We start from the raw sequence: 20,825 nt of genomic DNA, 5'->3' as shown, positions 1-20,825 counted from the left end.
ACGGTCGATTTGAGTTGAAACGGGGAGCCTGGGCTCCCTGTTGTTTTTATGGCTTTCAGATAATTCTCGGTTTAATCCCCCCGTTCTGTAAGAGATCTCCCATTCTCAAGGCAGGCCAAGGCTCATAAAATTGCATAAAATATTAAATAATCATTATTTATCAGTGAATTATATAAATATTGATATTTTTCGACATGTTGAGAATGTTTTGAGTGGATTGAGCCGCTTTATAGAGTTGGTACAGTAGGCTTAATGGATTCACCCACGGATTGGGTGACGGTTTCACGACAGGGTGTTGTGAGCAGAGGATGGCTGGCGTGGCGGGATGCCATGGGCTCGGATGAGCTGGCAAAGGATTGAAGGATCAGGATGGTGACCATCTCCGGAGCGGGATGGGGTTACGGGATGCAGACTCCCCGGCACGATGGCAGGATGCGGTCGAGACGGGTCAAACAGGCACACGCACATTCAGGAACGACCAATATAAGGTCAGGATGACCACACAACGATATGATGCGGCGACAAGTTGTCATGGAGAGGACGAAACAGACTGTTTTGCCATTCAGGATGGCGCACGCATGAACATATCAAGGCAGCTTCGGCTGCCTTTTTTCTTTTGGGTCATTAACCCGATTAGCCATTCTGTGTCAAAATACCAGCAACATGCCCAGAGGATACCGATCCTGCGGTGTTCAGTGGCCTGATTGGGCCTGATTGGTGCGGGATCCTGCTCTTGTTCCAGCCTTACTGTTCCTCGCATCGTATCCCACCGGGTGAAATCATCCCGGGTACGGGTCAAACCAGTTATTTTCGGAGTTAGCCATTCATGTCTGCCAAACAACCCACTCGCAAGCCTACTGGCAAGCGCAAAGAATCTGATGTCAGTGCTCAAGAAGGCCGTGAGCGTAAACGGGCTGCCAAGCGCAAAGGCCTGAAGGCTGGTTCTCGTCAGCAAGTTGAACAGCCGAAGAGCAAGTCTGGCAACAGCCAGTCCAAAGATCCGCGTATCGGTTCCCGCAAGCCGGTGGTACTGGTGGTGGATGACAAACAGAAGAAGCCGACAGCCCCCAAGGCGGTGAAAGAGAAGAAGCTGGTGATGACGCCCGAGCAGGAACTGGCTTCTATCGAAAACGATGACCGCTTGAATGATCTGCTGGATCGTCTGGATGCCGGTGAAACCCTGGAAGCGGCCGAGCAGGCCTGGGTTGATCAGCGCGTCGACCGTTATCAGGAGCTGATGGATGAGCTGGGCATCATCGACAACGACGATGATGAAGATGATGATCTGCCGTTTGATGATGGCGATGACGCCGAGTTCGACGAGCAGAAACCAGCCTCCGAAGAGGAGTTGTGGGACCGTTTCAACCAGGTCGATTTCAAGCCGGAACCCAAGCCTGAGCCGAAGAAAAAGTGATGAGTGGATGGATGCTGGCCGCCCTGTTGGGCGGCCTGATTTTGTCAGGGTTGGCCATCTATGCAGGCATGCTGCTGGCCAGGCTGAGACGACAGCAAGCGATGCAGTGGCAGGCGATTACCGCTCGCAATGAACGAATTCTGGAGAGCGTGCGGGTCATTGCCCATGCGGTGCGGGAGGGGCAGTGTGATTACTCCGAAGGCGCCATTCGGCTGACCAATCTGCTGGATGCGTTGCAGATCAAGGGGGGACGGGCGTTTGTTGCCGAGTTCCCGGGTCTGTACGGGCTGTATGAGAAGGTGAAAGATATGCCGACTCATGAGGCCAGACGTGCCCTCAAGCGCAATGAAGTGATGAAGATGGATCTCGAACGCAGCGGCTACGAGGCCGAGCTGGAGGCTCAGATCCTCAAGGATGTGGCCCAGCTGAAGGATTTTCAGTTAGGTCGGTGAGCCAACAATAACAACAAGAGAGGAAGCGAGCGTGCAAGCAGAACAGATTGTGTGGGATCAGGCCCTGATCGAAAAATATAACTACAGTGGCCCGCGATACACCTCTTATCCCACTGCGCTGGAGTTCAACGAGAGCTTCGGCTATCCGGATTTTGTCCACGCTGCTGGCCAGTATCCCGAGCGCAATCTGTCGCTCTACGTGCATATCCCTTTCTGTCACAAGCTCTGCTACTACTGCGGCTGCAACAAGGTCATTACCCGTCATCAGCACAAGGCTGACGAGTACCTCGACTACCTGGAGCAGGAGATCAAGGCGCAAGCCCCGTTCTTCAAGCATCGTCTGGTCACCCAGCTGCACTGGGGTGGCGGTACACCCACCTATCTGGATGAAGCGCAAACGCGCCGTCTGATGGCCATGCTGCGTGAGCACTTCCATTTCGCCGAAGAGGGGGAGTTCAGCATCGAGGTCGATCCGCGCGAGATTGCCATTACCATGCTGGATGTGCTGCGAGATGTCGGCTTCAACCGCATCAGCCTTGGGGTGCAGGACTTCAACAAGGATGTACAGGTCGCAGTCAACCGCGAGCAGGACAACGACTTTATTAAAGCCATGTTGGAACGGGCCCGTGAACTAGGCTTCCGCTCGACCAACCTAGACCTTATCTATGGCCTGCCGCATCAGGATCGTGTCAGCTTCCACCATACGCTGGAAGAAGTGCTCAAGACGGATCCGGCGCGCCTCTCCATCTTCAACTATGCCCATCTGCCGAGTCGCTTTGCTGCCCAGCGCAAGTTGAAAGAGGTTGATATGCCTGCGCCGCAGGAGAAGCTGGCCATGCTGCAGGACACCATTGCCTTCCTCACTGGCCAGGGTTACCAGTTCATCGGCATGGACCATTTTGCCAAACCCGATGACGAGCTGGCGGTGGCGCAGCGCGAGGGCAAGCTGCACCGCAATTTCCAGGGCTATACCACTCAAGGTGATTGCGATCTGCTGGGGCTGGGGGTCTCCTCCATCAGCATGATCGGTGATGCCTACTCCCAGAACCAGAAAGAGCTCAAGACCTATTACGCACAGGTTGCAGAGCTGGGTCATGCCCAGTGGAAAGGCTGCTCGCTCAATCAGGATGACCTGATCCGCCGTGAGGTGATCAAGCGGCTTATCTGTGATTTCCGTCTGAACTTTGCGTCTGTCGAGCAGGCGCACGGTCTCAATTTCAGAGAGTATTTTGCCGACGATCTCAAGCTGCTGCAGACCTTCATCAACGATGGATTGGTGCGTATGACGGAGGATGGCCTGGAGGTCTCCTCCACGGGGCAGCTGCTGATCCGCAATATCTGCATGTGCTTCGACGTGTACCTGCGCAACAAGGCGCGTCAGCAGCAGTTCTCTCGCGTGATATAAGCTTGTTTGCCGATTAGAAAACAGAAAAGGGTGCCATAGTGGCGCCCTTTCATATGTATTTTGCTTAGGCAGCGGGTCGGGAAGGTTCTGGCAAGAAGGCCGTGGGCTGAGGCAAGCGATAGGGCTGTGAAACGCAGATAAAAAGATGGGGGCGACTTGCGTCGCCCCCGGTAGTCGTATCGCTCAGATCCTTGAACGAAGTTGCTCCCTGCAATCCCTGACTGTTTACCTCTTCCTTTAGGTTTCCCCTTCCCAATCCTTTGGGGTGTCCTTTAGCCATCTTGGCCTGACGAGTCATCCTGTCCCGTCGCACTTTCTCCGTCCTGGGAGGTGTCCTTTACCACATCCTGTGGTGAGTCCATTTGCCCAACCCTGGCAGCCAGCCTTCCTGACCGACTTCATTGCGTCCGTGCATGAGTAACTATAAGGATTTTATAACCGGCTACAACGCCAGATTGGAAAACGTTTTTGTCATTAGCTATTTCGAAAGTTATGGGTTTCGATTTTTTCATTTATAAACAGCTGGTTAAGTTAATCATCTTCATGTTTTAAGATCTTATCTTCCGATTATCTCGGGGATCTTTTCGGCTGTTTACTTACATGTGGAATGGCAGATCTCTTACGCGGGATTTTGGTTACTTTGGAAACAGATTCTGTGCTCTGATGGTGATCACCCAATGTGGGTGTGACGGCAGGAAAAGAGCAGTGAATGGGGTATTTATAGGTGCTGGTTGAGGCGCTCATAGATGGTTTGGCGCTCTTCAGGGGTGAGCGAAGAGAAGTAGTGGGTAAAGAGGCGCAGTAGCAGGGACTTGTTCATGCCGTCTTGTTGGGTCAGATTACCCAGCTCATCGATGGCCACTGTACTCATGGAGAAGGTCGCTTTTTTAAAGCTGGGCTTCAGATGCTCACCACTCTCGATAAAGGCCAGTGCCGACAAGGCTTCATCCCTATGCAGACTCAACTCAAGGCTGACAACCTTGGGTTTACCCTTGGCGTAGAACTCAGCATCTTCGATAAATTCATCGACAGTGAACTTCTTCTGGTGATGCAGCTGATGCTTTTTCTTCAGGTCCGCCAAGCCCATCTCATACCCCCACTTTCAGGAACTCTTTGGCGATGGCCCGGATCTCTTCGGCAGATTTGCCATCCGGTTCTATCTCCATCACCGATAATCCCTTTTCCTCACTATCGTCGTAGACGTTGCGGCCATAGGTGATGGAATTCAGTACGTCGACTCCGAACGAGGCACATACCTCTTTGGCCTCGAGAATCCGCTTTACCTGATTGGGCAAAGATGGACATTGGGTCAATACAACGGCTGCATTGAGGGTCGGATTGACCATCTTGCAGGTGGTGATCAGATCTTCCATGTGGGGTAGGGTCTTGAGGTCGCGGCGTTTCGGGCGCAAGGGGATCAGGGCGTGGGTGGCGACAGCCATGGTGGAGCGCAGTGCCCGGTTGTCTTGCCCGCCGCAATCGACGATGACGTAGTCATAGCGATTTTTCAGGCTAAGCAGATCGTTGCGAATATTGCCATAGAGCTGAACGCAGTTGATTTGTGGCAGATCCGGGTTGTCATTGCGTTCCTGAATCCAGTCCGAGGTAGTGCGTTGCGGGTCGCAGTCGACCAGTAACACCTCTCCCTGAAATTGGGATCTGAGGTAGACCGCCAGATTTTGCGCCAGGCAGCTCTTGCCACTGCCACCCTTCTCCCCACCGACCAACAAGATCATGACGTTCCCCTATCCATGAGAAAACCGCTGATTTCAGTATAGGAGGGGGTTGGCTCATCACAAGGCGAGAAAGGCGAGAGGAGTGATGCTCCTCTCGTTCTGCAGGTTAATAGTGAACACTGCCGCCATGCCAGCGGCAGACATAGTCGGGCACCAGTATCTGGGGGGCCTTGTCGACATTGCAGACCACCATGGGTATGGCAGGGGCTCCTTCAGCCTGACTGAGGGTGGGGAGAGCAGAGAGCAGCAAAGTCGCGAGCAACAGCATGGGTTTCATCTTCATAACAACTCCTTGGTAGTGCCATTCCTGTGTGATCCGGATCACTTTCTGAGTTAAGTCGAGGTTGGCGCCAGCGCAAGGTGAGGTGAATAAATTCAATTAATGAAAAAAGTATCAAAAGGCGTTGTGGTGACCGACGAGGATGGCTGCCCACCTTGATGCGGACTTTGTGCATATTAAGTTGAACTGCACAAAGAGGTGATGACTTATAAGGCCGAGCCTGATGGGGTTGGCATCAATGCCATGATCTGGAACAAGAAAAGATTTATGCAGTGAATGTGGTAGATGTGAGTATTTATTTCTCCCGCGTTCCTCCCGTCACGGCGATGTATTCAATACCTAGGGAGTAATATTCAAATTCTATTTGTAAGGTTATTTAAAGTGTTGATTTTTAACGGTTTTTGTTATTTGCATTTAATCACTCCAGTGAACTGGCATGAATAAAAAATGAATCAATCTGAAATATAGCAGGGTGGTTTTGCATGGTTATTCGGTGCTATTTGTTTGGAAAATGCGCAATTTGCTACCGGGGTCATAGATTGGATGGTGAATATATTCAGTTCTGAGTGAATGTGATCAATGTCTAAGTTTGTCGTGATTCGCAGGGCTAACCTCGGTCTCGAAAGGCAAGGGCAGGATAGAACATAAGCCGATTACCCTACATAAAGAATATCCCGCCTTAGCCACGAGCATGAATAGAAGGAATCTATTCAATCACTCGCAGGGACCACTGCTAGACGGAATATAATCATGAGCAAATTTTATGTAGGTTCTGAAGTTGGCCAATTGCGCCGTGTCATGTTGCACCGCCCCAACCTCAGTCTGAAGCGTCTGACTCCTTCCAACTGCCAGGATCTGCTGTTCGATGACGTCCTGTCTGTTGAACGTGCCGGTCAGGAGCACGACAAATTCGCTCAGGTACTGCGCGATCAGAATGTCGAAGTTTTCCTGCTGACCAATCTGCTGGCCGAAACACTTGATGTGCCGGAAGCCAAAACCTGGCTGTTGCAACATCAGGTCTCCGACTACCGCCTCGGCTCTTCTTTTGCCAACGACGTGCGCTGCTTCCTGGCTGACATGCCGCACCGCGAGCTGGCCCGCATTCTCTCCGGCGGCCTGACCTACTCCGAGATGCCCTACAGCGGCGTCAACATGGTAGTTGGCATGCACGCTCCGACCGATTTCATCATCGAACCGCTGCCCAACCACCTCTTCACCCGTGACACCTCCTGCTGGGTTTACGGTGGCGTCTCCATCAACCCGATGGCCAAGCCAGCTCGTCGCCGCGAGACCAACCATGTGAAGGCTATCTACCGCTGGCACCCGATGTTTGCCGGTCAGGACTTCATCAAGTACTTCGGTGATGAGGAGCGTGACTACGACAACTCCACCATCGAGGGTGGCGACGTACTGGTTATCGGCCGCGGCGCTGTGCTGATCGGCATGTCCGAGCGCACTACCCCGCAAGGTGTCGAGCATCTGGCTCGCAGCCTGTTCAAACACGGTCAGGCCAAACAGGTCATCGCCATGGAACTGCCGAAACACCGCAGCTGCATGCACCTGGATACCGTCATGACCCATATGGATGTCGATACTTTCTCCGTCTATCCGGAAGTGATCCGCAAGGATGTGCAGTGCTGGAGCCTGACTCCGGGCGGCGCCACCGGCATGAACATCAAGGAAGAGGGTTACTTCGTCACTGCTATCGAGAAAGCACTGGGCGTGGATCAGCTGAAGATCATCACCACTGGCGGTGACAGCTTCGAAGCCGAACGCGAGCAGTGGAACGACGCCAATAACGTGCTGACCGTACGTCCCGGCGTGGTGGTGGGTTACGAGCGCAATACCTACACCAACGAGAAATATGACAAGGCCGGTATCACAGTTCTCTCCATCCCGGGTGATGAACTGGGCCGTGGCCGCGGCGGCGCCCGCTGCATGAGCTGCCCGATGGAACGCGACAGCATCTGATGAGACGGCGTGGCGCCGGCAGAAGCTGGCGCCACACAGAACCAAACTCGAGATTAACCACTATGAAAAAACCAACTGTCGTCGTCGCTCTGGGTGGCAATGCACTGCTCCGTCGTGGTGAGCCACTGGAAGCGGATATCCAGCGCAAAAACATCGCCACTGCGGCCAAGACCATCGCCCTGATCGCTCAGGAGTACAACGTGGTGCTGGTGCATGGCAACGGCCCGCAAGTCGGTCTGCTGGCCCTGCAAAACAGTGCCTACACCAAGGTATCCCCCTATCCGCTGGATGTGCTGGGTGCCGAGTCCCAGGGCATGATCGGTTACATGCTGATCCAGGAGCTGAAAAACCTGATGCCGAGCCGCAACGTCACCGCGCTGCTGACTCAGGTGCAGGTCGATCCCAAGGATCCGGCGTTTGCCAATCCGACCAAATTTATCGGCCCCGTCTACGAAGAGGCTGAAGCCCGCACCCTGGCAGAAGAGAAGCACTGGGTGGTCAAGGCTGACGGCAAGTTCTTCCGCCGCGTAGTGCCCTCCCCGCTGCCCCAGCGCATCGTTGAAGGCGACGCCATCGAAACTCTGATTGCCCAGGGCCACCTCATCATCTGTACCGGTGGTGGTGGCATCCCTGTGACCTGGGATGGCCAGAGCCTGACCGGTATCGAAGCCGTCATCGACAAGGACATGTCTGCCGCCTACCTGGCCAAGCAGATCAAGGCCGACGCCCTGCTGATCCTGACTGATGCCGATGCCGTCTATCTGGATTGGGGTAAACCGACCCAGCGTCCGCTGCGAGTCACCAGCCCGGACGAGCTGGCCGGAGTCAAGTTCGACGCAGGTTCCATGGGACCGAAAGTCGAAGCCTCCTGTGAATTTGTCAAAGCGACCGGCGGCATGGTCGGCATCGGCTCGCTGGAAGATGGCCTCGCCATCCTCAAGGGTGAAGCCGGCACCAATATCGTCGCCACCCGCACCGTACATGCGTAATTACCGATATCTGTACTGAGAATGCGTAGTCAACACTACTGCCCGAACTGGTCTGAAACATATATAGAGAGAACTCATCATGGCTTTTAATCTGCGTAACCGTAACTTCCTGAAACTGCTGGACTTCACCCCGCGCGAAATCCAATACATGATTGACCTGGCCATCGACCTGAAGAAAGCCAAATACGGTGGCTACGAGCGCAAACACCTGGCCGGCAAAAACATTGCCCTGATCTTCGAGAAGACCTCTACCCGCACCCGTTGTGCATTTGAAGTGGCGGCCTTCGACCAGGGCGCACAAGTCTCCTACCTTGGCCCAAGCGGTTCCCAAATCGGTCACAAGGAGTCCATGAAGGACACCGCCCGTGTACTGGGTCGCATGTATGACGGTATCGAATACCGCGGCTACGGTCAGGAGATCGTGGAAGAGCTGGGCGCCTACGCCGGTGTTCCGGTCTGGAACGGCCTGACCAACGAATTCCACCCGACCCAGATCCTGGCTGACTTCATGACCATGCTGGAGCACGGCAAGGGCAAGCGTCTGGATCAAATCAAGTTCGCCTACCTGGGTGATGCCCGCAACAACATGGGTAACTCCCTGATGGTCGGCGCCGCCAAAATGGGCATGGACATCCGTCTGGTCGCGCCGAAAGCCTTCTGGCCGGAAGAGGAGTTGGTTGCCAAGTGCCGCCTGATCGCCGAAGAGACCGGCGCACGCATCACCCTGACCGAAGATGTGAAAGAGGGTGTGCTGGGTGCTGACTTCCTCTACACCGACGTCTGGGTATCCATGGGTGAAGCGAAAGAAGCATGGGATCAGCGCGTCAAACTGATGACTCCGTATCAGGTCAACATGGATGTCATCAACGCCACCAAGAACCCGGATGTGAAATTCATGCACTGCCTGCCGGCGTTCCACAACGACGAGACCACCATGGGCAAGGAAGTAGCTGACAAATATGGCATGAAAGGCCTGGAAGTGACCGAGGACGTGTTCGAATCCGAGCACAGCATCGTGTTCGACGAGGCCGAAAACCGGATGCACACCATCAAGGCAGTGATGGTTGCTACGCTGGGCGACTAAGGTCGCAGTAGTGGTGCCGGGGGGCGACCCCCGGCTTTTCGACCATGTGACAGCGGCATAATACCTCTAACCCTACAACCCGCAGCCTGCATGGATACCACACCCACAGAAGGAAGCTGGACCATGACCAAATTCAAGTTCCCGTCAGCCTACACGATACTGTTTGTGCTGATCGCCCTGGTGGCAGCCCTGAGCTGGATAGTGCCGGCCGGCAAATATGAGATGACCATGAACGAAGCCCTCGGCAAAGAAGTGCCGGTGGCGGGTACCTACAAACTGGTGGAGGGGAATCCCCAGGGGATCGTCGACGTGCTGCTGGCACCTATCGATGGCCTCTACAACCACGACACCTATGAGGCAGGCGCCATCGACGTCTCCCTCTTTATCCTGATCATCGGTGGTTTTCTTGGCATTGTGACCAAGACCGGTGCCATCGATGCCGGTATTGAGCGTGTGACCGACCGCCTGCGCGGCCGGGAAGAGTGGATGATCCCGATCCTGATGGCGCTGTTCGCCGCAGGGGGCACCATCTACGGGATGGCCGAAGAGTCGCTGCCGTTCTACACCCTGCTAGTGCCGGTGATGATGGCCGCCCGCTTCGACCCCGTGGTGGCTGCTGCAACCGTATTGCTGGGTGCCGGTATCGGTACTCTCGGCTCCACCATCAACCCGTTTGCGACCGTTATTGCGGCCAACGCCGCGGGTATCTCCTTCACCGACGGTATCTGGCTGCGCGTCGCCATGCTGGTGGCTGGTTGGCTGCTCTGCGTCGCCTACGTCATGCGTTACGCCAAGATGGTGCGCAGCGATCCGAGCAAATCGCTGGTGGCTGACAAGTGGGAAGAGAACCGTGCCCACTTCCTTGGCAACAAGAGCGACCAGATGCTGGAGTTCACCCTGACCCGTAAAATCGTACTGGGTATCTTCGTCGCCGCCTTTGCCGTGATGATCTACGGTGTGGCCGTGCTGGGCTGGTGGATGGCGCAGATCTCCGGTGTGTTCCTGGCAGCCGCCATCATCGTTGGTCTCATCTCCCGCATGAGCGAGGAGGAGCTGACCTCCAACTTTATCGATGGTGCTCGCGACCTGCTGGGGGTGGCGCTGATTATCGGTATCGCCCGCGGTATCGTGGTAGTGATGGATAACGGCATGATCACTCACACCATTTTGCACAGTGCAGAAGGGATCGTGACCGGCCTCTCCACCATCGTCTTTATCAACGTGATGTTCGTGCTGGAAGTGGTGCTCTCCTTCCTGGTGCCGTCCTCCTCCGGTCTGGCCGTACTGACCATGCCGATCATGGCGCCGCTGGCCGACTTCGCCAACGTGGGCCGCGATCTGGTGGTGACGGCTTACCAGTCTGCCTCCGGTCTGGTGAACCTGGTGACCCCGACTTCCGCCGTGGTCATGGGCGGCCTGGCCATCGCCAAAGTGCCTTATGTGCGCTGGCTGAAGTGGGTGGCTCCGCTGCTCGGTATCCTGACTGTGCTGATCGTGATCTGCCTGAGCCTGGGCGCCGTGCTCTCCTGAGGGATAACAAGCAAGATGAAAAGGGAGCCTACTGGCTCCCGTTTTTTATGGGCGCAAGAAGTGATGGGTACAACATAACTGGCAACAAAAAGGCGACCCGCAGGTCGCCTCGATGCATTCGATGGAAGGGGTTAGCGGGCCTGCGCCAGCGTGCGCACCACGGCGGCATGGGCCTGACGGGTACGGCTGATATGGCGCGGCGCGACCAGCACTACATCATTGCCCGCGACGGCGCCCATGATCTCGGGATTGGCGTTGCGATCCAGCAGGCGAGCCACCACGGTGGCGGCCCCCGGAGTGGTGTGGATCAGCACCATCTGCTGGTTGTGTACCACTTCGCGCACCATGTCGTGGATCGAGCGGGTACTGCCGGCGGGTTCCAGCTGCTCATCGACCAGGGTGTAGACCTTCTTGCCGTTGGCATTCTGCGCCTTGGCGACGCCGAGGCGGCGCAACAGACGGGAGATGGTGGACTGGCTGATGTCGGCAAAGCCGCGCTCCGACAGCTCGCGACGGATCTCTTCCTGGGTGCTGTAGCAGTGCTGACCGATGATCTGGCGACAGGCATCCAGCTGGGCCAGATCGGGCTCTTGGGCAACGGGACGACTGAGGGTTTTGACCACGGCGAATTCCTTTGATGATGACCGGAGGTAAACGCGCGATATCTGCCATAGCAGTCAGTTATCAGGTAAAAACACTGATAATCCATCTATATGCAGGGAATGAGCGGGCATTACCATCTTGCGATGGCAAATTATAGCTGACTGGAAATTCGGTGATGTGACAGGGTTCAAAAATGGGCCCCGCGGGGCCCAATCAGATATCAGTAACGCTCGCTGACGATGTCCTGAGTGAAGGACTTCTCGCAATATTTGCACTTCATCCGCACCACGCCTTTCACTTCGCGCACCCGGAAGTAGCTGTCCACCGGCTCGTTGTGGGAGATGCAGTTGGAGTTGGGGCAGTGGAACACCCCGGCGATGAACTCCGGCAGCTCCAGCTGGTGCTTCTTCACCACATTGAAGTCTTCGATGATGTTGACGGTCGCTTTAGGGGCGAACAGCGCAAGCTGGTTGGCTTGTTGCTCGGTCAGGCGGGTGTTCTCAATCTTGATGAGATCCTTCTTGCCCAGTGCGCCGGATTTCAGGTTGAAGCCGACGGTGATCCGCTCCTGGGTTTCGACCAGCTGGAACAGCTTGAGGATCTTGATGCCCTGGCCAGCGGGGATGTGATCGATGACGGAGCCGTGACGGATGGCTTCGACTTGCAGTTGGTTCTTGTCAGACATGATATTCCCCTAAGCTCAGACAGTTTCGTTCAGTACCAGTGCCAGCAGCGCCTGGCGTGCATAGACCCCGTTCTCCGCCTGCTGGAAGTAGCAAGCGTGGGGAGTCTTGTCGACCGCCACATCGATCTCGTCGACGCGGGGCAGGGGATGCAGGATCTTCATGGTGGGCTTGGCCCCTTCCAGGGTTGCCAGCTCCAGAATGAACTTGGCGGCCATGTGCTTGTATTCGGTCTCGTCGAAGCGCTCTTTCTGGACGCGGGTCATGTAGAGGATGTCCAGCTCCGGCATCACCTCTTCCATGGTCTGGTGGACGCTGAACTGGATACCCTTCTCTTCCAGCTCTTCGCAGATGTAGTCCGGCATCGCCAGCGCTTCCGGGGAGATGAAGAAGAAGCGGCAGTTGAACAGGCTGAGGGCCTGGGCCAGCGAGTGCACGGTGCGGCCATATTTCAGGTCACCGACGAAGGCGACGTTGAGGTTGTCCAGACGACCCTGGGTCTCATGGATGGTGAACAGGTCGAGCAGGGTCTGGCTCGGATGCTGGTTGGAGCCGTCGCCGCCGTTGATGACCGGCACGCGGGAGAATTCGGAGGCTAGACGGGCCGCACCCTCTTTCGGGTGGCGCATCACCACCGCATCCGAGTAGGAGCCGATGATCTTGATGGAGTCAGCCAGCGTCTCGCCCTTCTTGGCGCTGGTGTTGCCACCGTCGGCGAAGCCGATGATGTTGCCGCCAAGGCGCTGTACCGCGGTCTCGAAGGAGAGGCGGGTGCGGGTGGAGGCTTCGAAGAAGCAGCTGGCAACCAGCTTGTCTTTCAACAGGCTGGTGTCAGGTTCAGCCTTCAACCGTTGTGCGGTTGAGACTACCAGTTCCATTTCTGACCGGGTCAGGTCCGAAATGGAGATGACATGTTTCTTATAGAGTGGATTGGTCATCGTCTGCATTCCCTTTGACATCATTGGAGGTTTTTCGGGCACAAAAAAAAGCCCCTGAAACAGGGGCTTTTTTTAAAAATAACTGGGGATCTTTGGGGTGGGAACCGGAAACAACGGGGCCGCTCTGGTGCGCACCACCCGTCTGCAAGGCTGTTTTCTGAATCAAAAACTGCATCGTTTCGTCCCGACCTTTTTCAAAACCGGACAGATTATAGGGCCGCTTTTTTAATTGTCAAAATTTTATTTACGATGCCAATTTCAGCATGAAAAACGTTTAAGTGACGGAAACATGACGACAAATCCACACCTTGTGCGTCTCTTGCAGCGATTCCCCATCGCGGGCCATGGCGCGCAAATAACCGAGTCTGTGGTGTCCTTCCAGCAGGCAGTAGGGGCGGGGTAGGGGATGACCGTTCGGGTAGCTGGCTCCCTCTTCCGGCACCAGCACGATGACAGGTTCGGGCCAGGTGCCGTCGTTTAGCATCTTCTCGCCGAGCCAGGAGCGGCGGACATAGCGGTTGCTGCGCAGCATCTCGCCCCAGCGCTCGATCACCTCCATATGGCGGGAGTCTATCTGCTCGATAATCTGCGCGGTGGGCCAGCTTTCGCATGCGAACTGGTGGCTGGCGAGATCGATAAAGCTCCAGTTGGACTCAAAACCGCGCCAATGACGGTAAATCCACTGGGAAAGCACATTTTCGGGGATGAAGGGCACCAGCGGGGCGACCCGGGCCAGGTAGTCGGGCAGGGACTCTGTTTTGCGTTCGTCCCTGAAGTTGAGGGGCGCAAGTTGTTGGAGCAGTCGGTAATTGAGCATAAGTGGCCTCCCGGTACCTGATTTCACCCTACCCCCATTTATGCCCCATTCCTACCCCGCTGAGTCTGGAAATACAGCAAGTTACCCCTCGTTGCTGCACAAATCGGCGCGACTTGTTCGGGATTTGTGCAATCGCATTAAAAGTGTGAAAAAAGCCTTTACCTTTGAAACCCGCTTTGTATACTACGCCTCGTTTGTTGCAGGGGCGTAGTTCCAATTGGTAGAACAGCGGTCTCCAAAACCGATGGTTGCGGGTTCGAGTCCTGCCGCCCCTGCCATTTTCAGAAAGGCCAGCTCATTGAGCTGGCCTTTCGCATTTCCGGCGTTCGCCAATTTATCCCTCTCTCCTTTCTCTTCTCCTTCTTGCCGCTAGCTCTCGGTGACTGTGGCCACATTGATCTCTATGTCTGCCGCAAGAGCGTTCAATGTGCAGCAACCCGCTGTTTCAGGACGGTGACCAGCCGCTGGTGGCGGGCGGGGAGCGGCCACTCGGCGCGGTAGATCAGCCAGAGGGTGTCGATCACCTCAATACTGCTCTGGATCACCCGGATTTTCTCCTGTTGGGCAAAGGCGGTGACGGCGAAGCGGGGCAGCACGGTAAAGCCGAGGCCGCGGGCGACCGGCTCCAGGATCAGGCCGATCTGGTTGGTAAAGCCGCGCTGCGGGATCTCGTCAACGCGCTGGCCGGGGTAGCGTCGTCCCAACAGGCGTTGTGCCATGCTGCGGCCATCCGGGTGGTCGATAAAGCCGAGCTGACAGAGGTACTGCCAGCTCGGCTCCTTGCCATCGTTGGGCACCACCAGACAGAGGGGTTCGCGGGCGAAGGGCTCGGCGGCGATGCTGAGGTGTTCAGGCGGCTGATCCACCAGTCCCAGATCGCTGCGCCCCGCCAGTACCGCCTGCACTATGTCGGGGGTGGGGGCAAAGCGGTGCTGGATGGTGAGTCCGGGGTGCTCTTGTTGCTGGTCGAGCAGCAGGGGATAGAGCAGCAGACCAATGCTACCCGGGGTGGACAGGGTGATGGCGCCGTGGTGAGGGTCGTCGTCCGAGAGGCGTGCCCGCAGCTGTTCGGCGGCCTGCTCCTGCTGGCGGGCGAAGTCGAGCAGCACCAGCCCGCGCGGGGTGAGCTCCAGCAGACGAGGCTTGCGCAGCAGCAGGGGGCCAAATTCGGCCTCGAGGCGCGAGATATGCTGACTGACGGCGGCCTGAGTGAGATCCAGCCGATCGGCGGCACGGGTAAAACTGCCGGTTTCATGCACCACCACCAGGGTGTGGAGCCAGAGTGGATTAACCATAAATTTAATTTATGCCTTCCATTAGTTTGACCTTATTTTTCATTATGGCTCTCCTTCCTATCATGTCACCTGTTTCCCACACACAATTTCAAGGTGACTTATGACTTACCCACGCAACTTCTCCCACATCGGCATCACGGTGACTGACCTCGACAAAGCGGTCGAGTTCTATACCAAGGTGATGGGCTGGTATCTCATCATGCCGGCGACCACCATCACCGAGGATGACTCCGCCATCGGCGTGATGTGCAACGACGTGTTTGGCCCGGGTTGGGGCTCCTTCCGCATCGCCCACCTCTCCACCGGCGACAAGATCGGCATCGAGCTGTTCGAGTTTCCCAACAGCGAGCGCCGTGAGAACAACTTCGAATTCTGGAAGACCGGAGTGTTCCACTTCAGCGTGCAGGATCCGGATGTCGAGGGGCTGGCGGCGCGCATCGTCGCGGCGGGCGGCAAGCAGCGGATGCCGGTGCGCGAGTACTACCCGGGCGAGAAGCCCTACCGCATGGTCTACATGGAAGATCCCTTCGGCAATATCGTCGAGATCTACAGCCACAGCTATGAGCTGACCTACTCCGCCGGTGCATATCAGGGGTAAGTAACAGGCCGCCTTAGGGCGGCCTGCTGCTTTGTTGTTACAAGAGTCAGTAGCATGGAATAGCGATCTGGTTCACACGAATAGCGCGTTCTGTTGTTGATAGATGGGAAAATATACAGATTCACTAAAGTCTGTTCATATTGCGGCCGATAGCCTTTGATACATCAGGGTTTTCCCTGCCTGACACAACAACAAGGATTCGTCGTCATGACCCTCTCTCTGCGCGGCAAGCTGCTGGCCACCAGTCTTGGCGTAGTGCTGCTGATGGCATCACTGCTCGGCATCGTTGCCTTTCACACCCTAAAATCCCGCACCATGAGCGCCATCCAGAGCGAGGCGGTCAACTATGGCCACGCCTACTCGGTCGCCATCGGCGAATGGATGACGGATCGCAAGAACACCGTCCATGCGCTGGTCAACCTGATCAGCGATAACCCCCAAGCCGAGCTGGTGCCGCACCTGAAGCAGGCCTACACCTCCGGCGGCTTCGGCCTCACCTATTTTGGCTCCGCGCAGGGGGTGATGACCCGGCAGGATCCCTCCCTCAACACCGGCAACTATGACCCGCGCGAGCGCCCCTGGTATCAGGATGCGGTGAAGGCGGGGCAGCTGATCGTCACTGCCCCCTATGTCAGCGTCACCATGCAGAAGCTGGTGGTTACTCTCTCCGAGCCGGTGCGCCATCAGGGCGAGCTGGTCGGCGCCGTGGGGGCCAACCTGGCGCTCGACAAGCTGATCGATGAAGTACTGGCGATGAAGGTGCAGGGTGAGGGCTACGCCATGCTGCTCGACAGCAGCGGCCTCATCGTCGGCCATCCGCAGAAGGATCTGGCACTCAAGCCCATCGCCGAGCTGGCGCCGGGACTCTCTGCCGCCACCTTCCAGCAGTGGGGCCGCGAAAACAGCGAGCTGCACGCCGCCACCCTCGACGGGCGGGATGTGCTGCTGGCGGTACAACCGGTGCCGGGCACCGACTGGCTGCTGGCCATGGTGATGTATCGCGATGTGCTGGAGGCGCCGCTCAGCAGCCTGCTGTGGGAGCTGGTGGGGCTGACCCTGGTGCTGATGCTGGTATTCAGCGCTCTGCTCACCGCCACCTTCAAATACCTGTTCGCCGATCTCGGTCGGGTCGCGCACGCCCTGCACGACATTGCCCACGGCGAGGGGGATCTCACCGTTCACATCAACACCCACAGCAAGGATGAGGTGGGCCAGCTGGCCCAGAACTTCAACCAGTTCGTGGCGCGGCTGCATGGCATCGTCAGTCGGTTGCGGGATGTGACCATCGAGCTGGCGGCACAGTCCCGTGCCCAGGCGGCCGGGGCGCAGGCCCGCAGTCAGCGGGTACGCCAGCAGCAGGACGAGATCGTGATGGTGGCGACCGCGGTGACCGAGATGGCTTCCGCTACCCAGGAGATCGCCGGTAACGCCGAGTTTGCCGCCACTACCGCCACCGATGCGGTTGCACTGGCGGTCGCCGGTCAATCCCAGGTTGGCCAGAGTCAGCGCAGCATTACCGGTCTGGCGGACGAAGTGGCCGATGCCAGCCAGATCATCAATGAGCTCGACAACCATGCCCAGAAGATCAGCGGCATTCTGGCGACCATCAGCGGCATCGCCGAGCAGACCAATCTGCTGGCGCTCAACGCCGCCATCGAGGCTGCCCGGGCCGGTGAGCAGGGCCGCGGTTTTGCGGTAGTCGCGGACGAGGTACGGGTGCTGTCACGCCGCACCCACGACTCCACCGACGAGATCCAGCAGATGATCGAGACCCTGCAGCAGACCACCCGTCGCGCCGTGGGTGGTATGGAGACCAGCCGTCAGCTGGCGGGTACCAGCGTCGAGGATGCGGAAGCGGCCAACCAGAGCCTTGCCCGGATCAACGAGGCGATCGGCTCCATCAGCGACATGGCGACCCAGATCGCCGCAGCGGCCGAGGAGCAGACCTCGGTGACCGGCGAGATCAGCCGCAATACCGAGAATATCCGCCACGTCTCGCAAGAGCTGGCCGAGCAGGCGGGCAACGAGGCGGCTCAGGCGGCCGAACTCAAGTCGCTGACCGAGCGGCTGGAGCAGGAGATCGGCCGCTTCCGGCTCTGATCCTCAGGCCATCTTCCATGAAAAAGGGCAGCCCGCGGGCTGCCCTTTGTTATTGTCGCTGACCGTCAGGCGGCGCTCTCCAGTTGCGCCAGATGGAAAGCGCGCCAGTTGCCGTCGGGCAGGTAGTGCTTGCCCTGTTGCCACTTGGGATCGTGCTGCACTACGTAGCGGTAGTGGTAGGCCTGCTGTTGGCCGACATAACGCCCCTGCGCCGGGTCGAAGATCTCCACCTCGATGAGCTGGCGCAGATATTCGCTCTGGGGATCATCCTCGCCGTGGAAGTTCTCCATCTCGTCGAGCGCCGCGATGGCGGCAGGGAAGTCGTCCAGCACAAACAGCTCGCCATAGACCCAGTCATCCCCCTGCAGCAGGGCGGGGTAGCCCTTGTGCTGCAGGTGATAGAGAGCGCCGCGCACCCGGGCGCGCCGGGGCGTCTGGCTCACGTGGTGAGCCAGATAGCGGCGGTAGTTGAACAGCCCGTCCATCAGGCTGCCGTAGACGAACAGCGGGCGTGGCTGGCAAAGGCTCATGAGATCTCGCCGCCCACGACTTTGATATCGCCATCCTGCTGCAGCACCACCGCCTCGATGGCCAGCGCCAGCGCGCGGGTAATCTCGCTCATGGCGAGGCAGGGCTGGTTCACCTTGTCCGCTACCTGCTCGGTGATGTAGGGAACGTGAATAAAGCCGCCGCGCACCGCCGGGAACTCTTTTTCAATCAGGTAGTGCAGCTGGTACATGATGTGGTTGCAGACGAAGGTGCCGGCAGTGTTGGAGAGCGCCGCCGGAATGCCGTTCTCCTTGATGCGCTGCACCATTCCCTTGAGGGGCAGACGGGAGAAGTAGGCCGGTGCGCCATCGGCCTGAATCACTTCATCGATGGGTTGCTGCTGCTCGTTGTCGGGGATACGGGCATCGTCGATGTTGATGGCGATGCGCTCCGGGGTAATGGCGAAGCGACCGCCCGCCTGTCCGACGTTGATCACCACGTCGGGCTGGTGCTGACGCATCAGCTCCGCCAGCAGGGTGGCTGACTTGCCAAAGACGGTGGGGAGCTGCGCCTTGATCACGGTGGCGTCCAGAATGGTCTCTGGCAGGCGTTTGACCGCCTCCCATGCCGGGTTGATGGGCTCGCCGCCGAAGGGGTCAAAACCGGTAATCAGTACTTTCATCATCTTCTCCCGAATGGTCAGAATGCCCAGAAATACATGAGGGCGATATGGATCAGCACCAGCGTCAGCGCCATCGGTACCTGCACCTTGATCACCTTGTTGAGATCCTTCATCTCCAGCAGGGCGGCGGGCAGGGCGTTGAAGTTGGCGGCCATGGGGGTCATCAGGGTGCCGCAGAAGCCGGCGGTCATCGCCAGCGCACCGGCCACCACCGGGTCACCGCCCTGGGCGATGACGAAGGGGATGCCGATGCCGGCGGTGATGACCGTGAAGGCGGCATAGGCGTTGCCCATGATCATGGTGAAGACCATCATGCCGAGGCAGTAGGCCACCACCCCGACGAAGGGGCTGCCGACCGGCACTACGGTGGAGATGCCGTGGGAGATGACATCGCCGACGCCGGACTTGTTGAAGATCACCCCGAGCGCGGCCAGCAGTTGCGGCAGAATGCCGGTAATGCCGACCTGCTGGATCATCCGGTCGGAGTCACCCACTACGGTAGAGGGGGTGGCACGAGTCAGCAGTACCGTGATGACGAAGGCGATGACCGCCGCCAGACCGATACCGACCTGACCGCCAAGGGGGGTGAACTGGGCGATCACCACCGCCAGCACGGCCAGCAGGATGCAGGGGAGGAAGATCCGGTTGCCGATGCGGCTGGCGTGGCGCTGGGACTCCTCCTCGCTCGCCTGCTCCAGCTTGCCGATCTTCACCTGCTTGAGCAGGGTGATGACCCCCATGGCGAGGATCAGCACGCCATTGATGACATTGGGGATATAGCTGCCGAAGGCAAACAGTACACCCAGAATGGTCCAGAACAGGGCGGTACCGATTTTGGCCGGGTGGCTGGGGTCACGCAGGACGCGCCAGGCGCTGCTGAACAGGATGACGCCGATCAGCACATAAAAGAATTCGAGCATGTTGGGGATGAGGGTCGCCATTATTGTTGCCCCTCCTTGTCGCTGCTCACGGTATATGTCTTGGCCATCTGACGGTCAAACCACATATTGGAAATAGCCACCATCAGCAGGGCGATAATGGCGATCGGCATGGATGCCTTGGCAATATCGACGGCAGAGACGCTATATCCAAGAGATTCAAATGTGCCGACGATCAGCAATACCCCGGCTGAGGCGACGAAGGTATTCTGGGCAAAGAAGTTGCCGTAGTTTTCGGTGGCGGAAACCCGCGCCTTGATATATTCCTCGTCCTCTTCGCTTAATTTGCCGTGCACCTTGGTGGCGGCTGCCTGAGTCATGGGGTTGACCAGCGGACGAATAAATTGGGTGTGACCCTGAACCCGCACCGAGAAGAGACCGGCCAGTTCGCGGATAAACATATAGAGGGTCATGAACTTGCCCGGGGTGAGCTTCTTGATCCGTTCGATCAGGGTGACCGCCTGCTGTTTGAGGCCGTAGCGTTCACAGATGCCGATCATCGGCAGGGTCAGCAGAAACAGTGTCACCATGCGGTTGGAGACGAAGGCTTCCCCCAGCAGGGAGAGGCAATCGGTCATGGAGAGACCGGAGACCAGCGCCGTGGTGACGGCGGCCACCAGTACGACGGCCAGAGTGTCGAGTTTGAAATAAAATCCCAATAAAATAATAAGAATTCCGCTTAATTTAATAAATTCCAATTAATCACCTCGTTAAAGTGAATATTTATATGCATTTTGGGGTGGCCGAGCTGTTTATCATCTGGTTACTGCGATGGCAACAAAAAATCCCCAAAAAGGGATTCGATTGGTTTTCTATTGGGG

The 20,825-nt window shown here is 57.3% G+C and carries 22 protein-coding genes and 1 tRNA gene; 10 read left to right on the top strand and 13 right to left on the bottom strand.

Features of this window, described 5'->3' with window-relative positions; translation table 11 throughout:
* Positions 1-826: 826 nt before the first annotated feature.
* Genes yihI through hemN form a run of 3 tightly spaced genes read left to right on the top strand, consistent with a single transcriptional unit; the run spans position 827 to position 3,271 of the window.
* On the top strand, positions 827-1,414 hold the full coding sequence (gene yihI, locus G5229_RS10795; RefSeq protein ID WP_421206328.1) for a Der GTPase-activating protein YihI: 588 nt from the start codon (positions 827-829) through the stop codon (positions 1,412-1,414).
* A gap of 11 nt (positions 1,415-1,425) precedes the next feature.
* The gene (locus G5229_RS10790) at positions 1,426-1,866 is read left to right on the top strand and encodes a DUF2489 domain-containing protein (protein WP_216954465.1); all 441 of its coding nucleotides are present in this window, start codon (positions 1,426-1,428) and stop codon (positions 1,864-1,866) included.
* 31 nt (positions 1,867-1,897) lie between these two features.
* Positions 1,898-3,271 carry an oxygen-independent coproporphyrinogen III oxidase gene (gene hemN / locus G5229_RS10785; protein WP_216952278.1) on the top strand — a complete coding sequence of 458 codons (1,374 nt, stop codon included), beginning with the start codon at positions 1,898-1,900 and terminating at the stop codon, positions 3,269-3,271.
* A 718-nt stretch (positions 3,272-3,989) separates the two neighbouring features.
* Here the strand turns inward: hemN and G5229_RS10780 are convergent.
* From G5229_RS10780 to G5229_RS10770, 3 genes are all read right to left on the bottom strand, one after another.
* Positions 3,990-4,358 (bottom strand): CopG family transcriptional regulator, encoded by a 369-nt coding sequence (locus tag G5229_RS10780; RefSeq protein WP_216952276.1) that lies wholly within the window; start codon positions 4,356-4,358, stop codon positions 3,990-3,992.
* A gap of 1 nt (position 4,359) precedes the next feature.
* Positions 4,360-5,007, bottom strand: a complete 648-nt coding sequence (locus G5229_RS10775; RefSeq protein WP_216952274.1) for an AAA family ATPase — start codon at positions 5,005-5,007, stop codon at positions 4,360-4,362.
* Between the two features lie 106 nt (positions 5,008-5,113).
* A complete protein-coding gene (locus tag G5229_RS10770; RefSeq protein ID WP_421209091.1) occupies positions 5,114-5,290 on the bottom strand; it encodes a hypothetical protein in 177 nt (58 codons plus the stop codon).
* Positions 5,291-6,037: 747 nt separating this feature from the next.
* Here G5229_RS10770 and arcA point away from each other — a divergent pair.
* The 4 genes from arcA (at position 6,038) to G5229_RS10750 (ending at position 10,861) form a co-directional block, all read left to right on the top strand.
* Positions 6,038-7,258, top strand: coding sequence for an arginine deiminase (gene arcA, locus G5229_RS10765; RefSeq protein WP_043850716.1), 1,221 nt, complete (start codon positions 6,038-6,040; stop codon positions 7,256-7,258).
* A gap of 62 nt (positions 7,259-7,320) precedes the next feature.
* Positions 7,321-8,247: a carbamate kinase gene (arcC, locus tag G5229_RS10760; protein ID WP_005339719.1), complete on the top strand. Its 927-nt coding sequence runs from the start codon at positions 7,321-7,323 to the stop codon at positions 8,245-8,247.
* A 79-nt stretch (positions 8,248-8,326) separates the two neighbouring features.
* A complete protein-coding gene (gene argF / locus G5229_RS10755) occupies positions 8,327-9,331 on the top strand; it encodes an ornithine carbamoyltransferase (RefSeq protein ID WP_421209090.1) in 1,005 nt (334 codons plus the stop codon).
* A 123-nt stretch (positions 9,332-9,454) separates the two neighbouring features.
* Positions 9,455-10,861, top strand: a complete 1,407-nt coding sequence (locus tag G5229_RS10750) for a YfcC family protein (RefSeq protein ID WP_120416203.1) — start codon at positions 9,455-9,457, stop codon at positions 10,859-10,861.
* A 131-nt stretch (positions 10,862-10,992) separates the two neighbouring features.
* Here the strand turns inward: G5229_RS10750 and G5229_RS10745 are convergent, their stop codons facing one another.
* From G5229_RS10745 to G5229_RS10725, 5 genes are all read right to left on the bottom strand, one after another.
* The gene (locus G5229_RS10745) at positions 10,993-11,484 is read right to left on the bottom strand and encodes an arginine repressor (protein WP_005339728.1); all 492 of its coding nucleotides are present in this window, start codon (positions 11,482-11,484) and stop codon (positions 10,993-10,995) included.
* Positions 11,485-11,684: 200 nt separating this feature from the next.
* Positions 11,685-12,149: an aspartate carbamoyltransferase regulatory subunit gene (gene pyrI / locus G5229_RS10740; protein ID WP_005339730.1), complete on the bottom strand. Its 465-nt coding sequence runs from the start codon at positions 12,147-12,149 to the stop codon at positions 11,685-11,687.
* Positions 12,150-12,164: 15 nt separating this feature from the next.
* Positions 12,165-13,085, bottom strand: a complete 921-nt coding sequence (gene pyrB / locus G5229_RS10735) for an aspartate carbamoyltransferase (RefSeq protein ID WP_005339735.1) — start codon at positions 13,083-13,085, stop codon at positions 12,165-12,167.
* Positions 13,066-13,260 (bottom strand): hypothetical protein, encoded by a 195-nt coding sequence (locus tag G5229_RS10730; protein ID WP_133249581.1) that lies wholly within the window; start codon positions 13,258-13,260, stop codon positions 13,066-13,068. The genes pyrB and G5229_RS10730 overlap by 20 nt, the downstream gene beginning before the upstream one ends.
* Before the next feature lie 99 nt (positions 13,261-13,359).
* A complete protein-coding gene (locus tag G5229_RS10725) occupies positions 13,360-13,902 on the bottom strand; it encodes a hypothetical protein (RefSeq protein WP_335865244.1) in 543 nt (180 codons plus the stop codon).
* Positions 13,903-14,103: 201 nt separating this feature from the next.
* Here G5229_RS10725 and G5229_RS10720 point away from each other — a divergent pair.
* Positions 14,104-14,180, top strand: a tRNA-Trp gene (locus G5229_RS10720).
* A 144-nt stretch (positions 14,181-14,324) separates the two neighbouring features.
* Here G5229_RS10720 and G5229_RS10715 read toward each other — a convergent pair.
* Positions 14,325-15,197 carry a LysR family transcriptional regulator gene (locus G5229_RS10715; protein WP_421206333.1) on the bottom strand — a complete coding sequence of 291 codons (873 nt, stop codon included), beginning with the start codon at positions 15,195-15,197 and terminating at the stop codon, positions 14,325-14,327.
* A 100-nt stretch (positions 15,198-15,297) separates the two neighbouring features.
* Here G5229_RS10715 and G5229_RS10710 point away from each other — a divergent pair, with 100 nt between their 5' ends.
* Positions 15,298-15,795 carry a lactoylglutathione lyase family protein gene (locus G5229_RS10710; protein WP_005339743.1) on the top strand — a complete coding sequence of 166 codons (498 nt, stop codon included), beginning with the start codon at positions 15,298-15,300 and terminating at the stop codon, positions 15,793-15,795.
* 207 nt (positions 15,796-16,002) lie between these two features.
* A complete protein-coding gene (locus tag G5229_RS10705; RefSeq protein WP_421206335.1) occupies positions 16,003-17,895 on the top strand; it encodes a methyl-accepting chemotaxis protein in 1,893 nt (630 codons plus the stop codon).
* 65 nt (positions 17,896-17,960) lie between these two features.
* Here G5229_RS10705 and G5229_RS10700 read toward each other — a convergent pair whose 3' ends face one another.
* Genes G5229_RS10700 through G5229_RS10685 form a run of 4 tightly spaced genes read right to left on the bottom strand, consistent with a single transcriptional unit; the run spans position 17,961 to position 20,702 of the window.
* On the bottom strand, positions 17,961-18,425 hold the full coding sequence (locus G5229_RS10700) for a gamma-glutamylcyclotransferase family protein (RefSeq protein ID WP_042031904.1): 465 nt from the start codon (positions 18,423-18,425) through the stop codon (positions 17,961-17,963).
* Positions 18,422-19,069, bottom strand: coding sequence for a pyroglutamyl-peptidase I (gene pcp, locus G5229_RS10695; protein WP_421206337.1), 648 nt, complete (start codon positions 19,067-19,069; stop codon positions 18,422-18,424). The genes G5229_RS10700 and pcp overlap by 4 nt, the downstream gene beginning before the upstream one ends.
* A gap of 14 nt (positions 19,070-19,083) precedes the next feature.
* On the bottom strand, positions 19,084-20,007 hold the full coding sequence (locus tag G5229_RS10690) for a DUF979 domain-containing protein (protein ID WP_216952266.1): 924 nt from the start codon (positions 20,005-20,007) through the stop codon (positions 19,084-19,086).
* Positions 20,007-20,702, bottom strand: a complete 696-nt coding sequence (locus G5229_RS10685) for a DUF969 domain-containing protein (RefSeq protein ID WP_005341931.1) — start codon at positions 20,700-20,702, stop codon at positions 20,007-20,009. The genes G5229_RS10690 and G5229_RS10685 overlap by 1 nt, the downstream gene beginning before the upstream one ends.
* Positions 20,703-20,825 lie beyond the last annotated feature (123 nt).

The sequence above is a fragment of the Aeromonas sp. 602396 genome (assembly GCF_049173735.1).
GTDB lineage: Bacteria > Pseudomonadota > Gammaproteobacteria > Enterobacterales > Aeromonadaceae > Aeromonas > Aeromonas veronii_A.
This window is presented reverse-complemented; position numbering and strand designations above follow the sequence as displayed.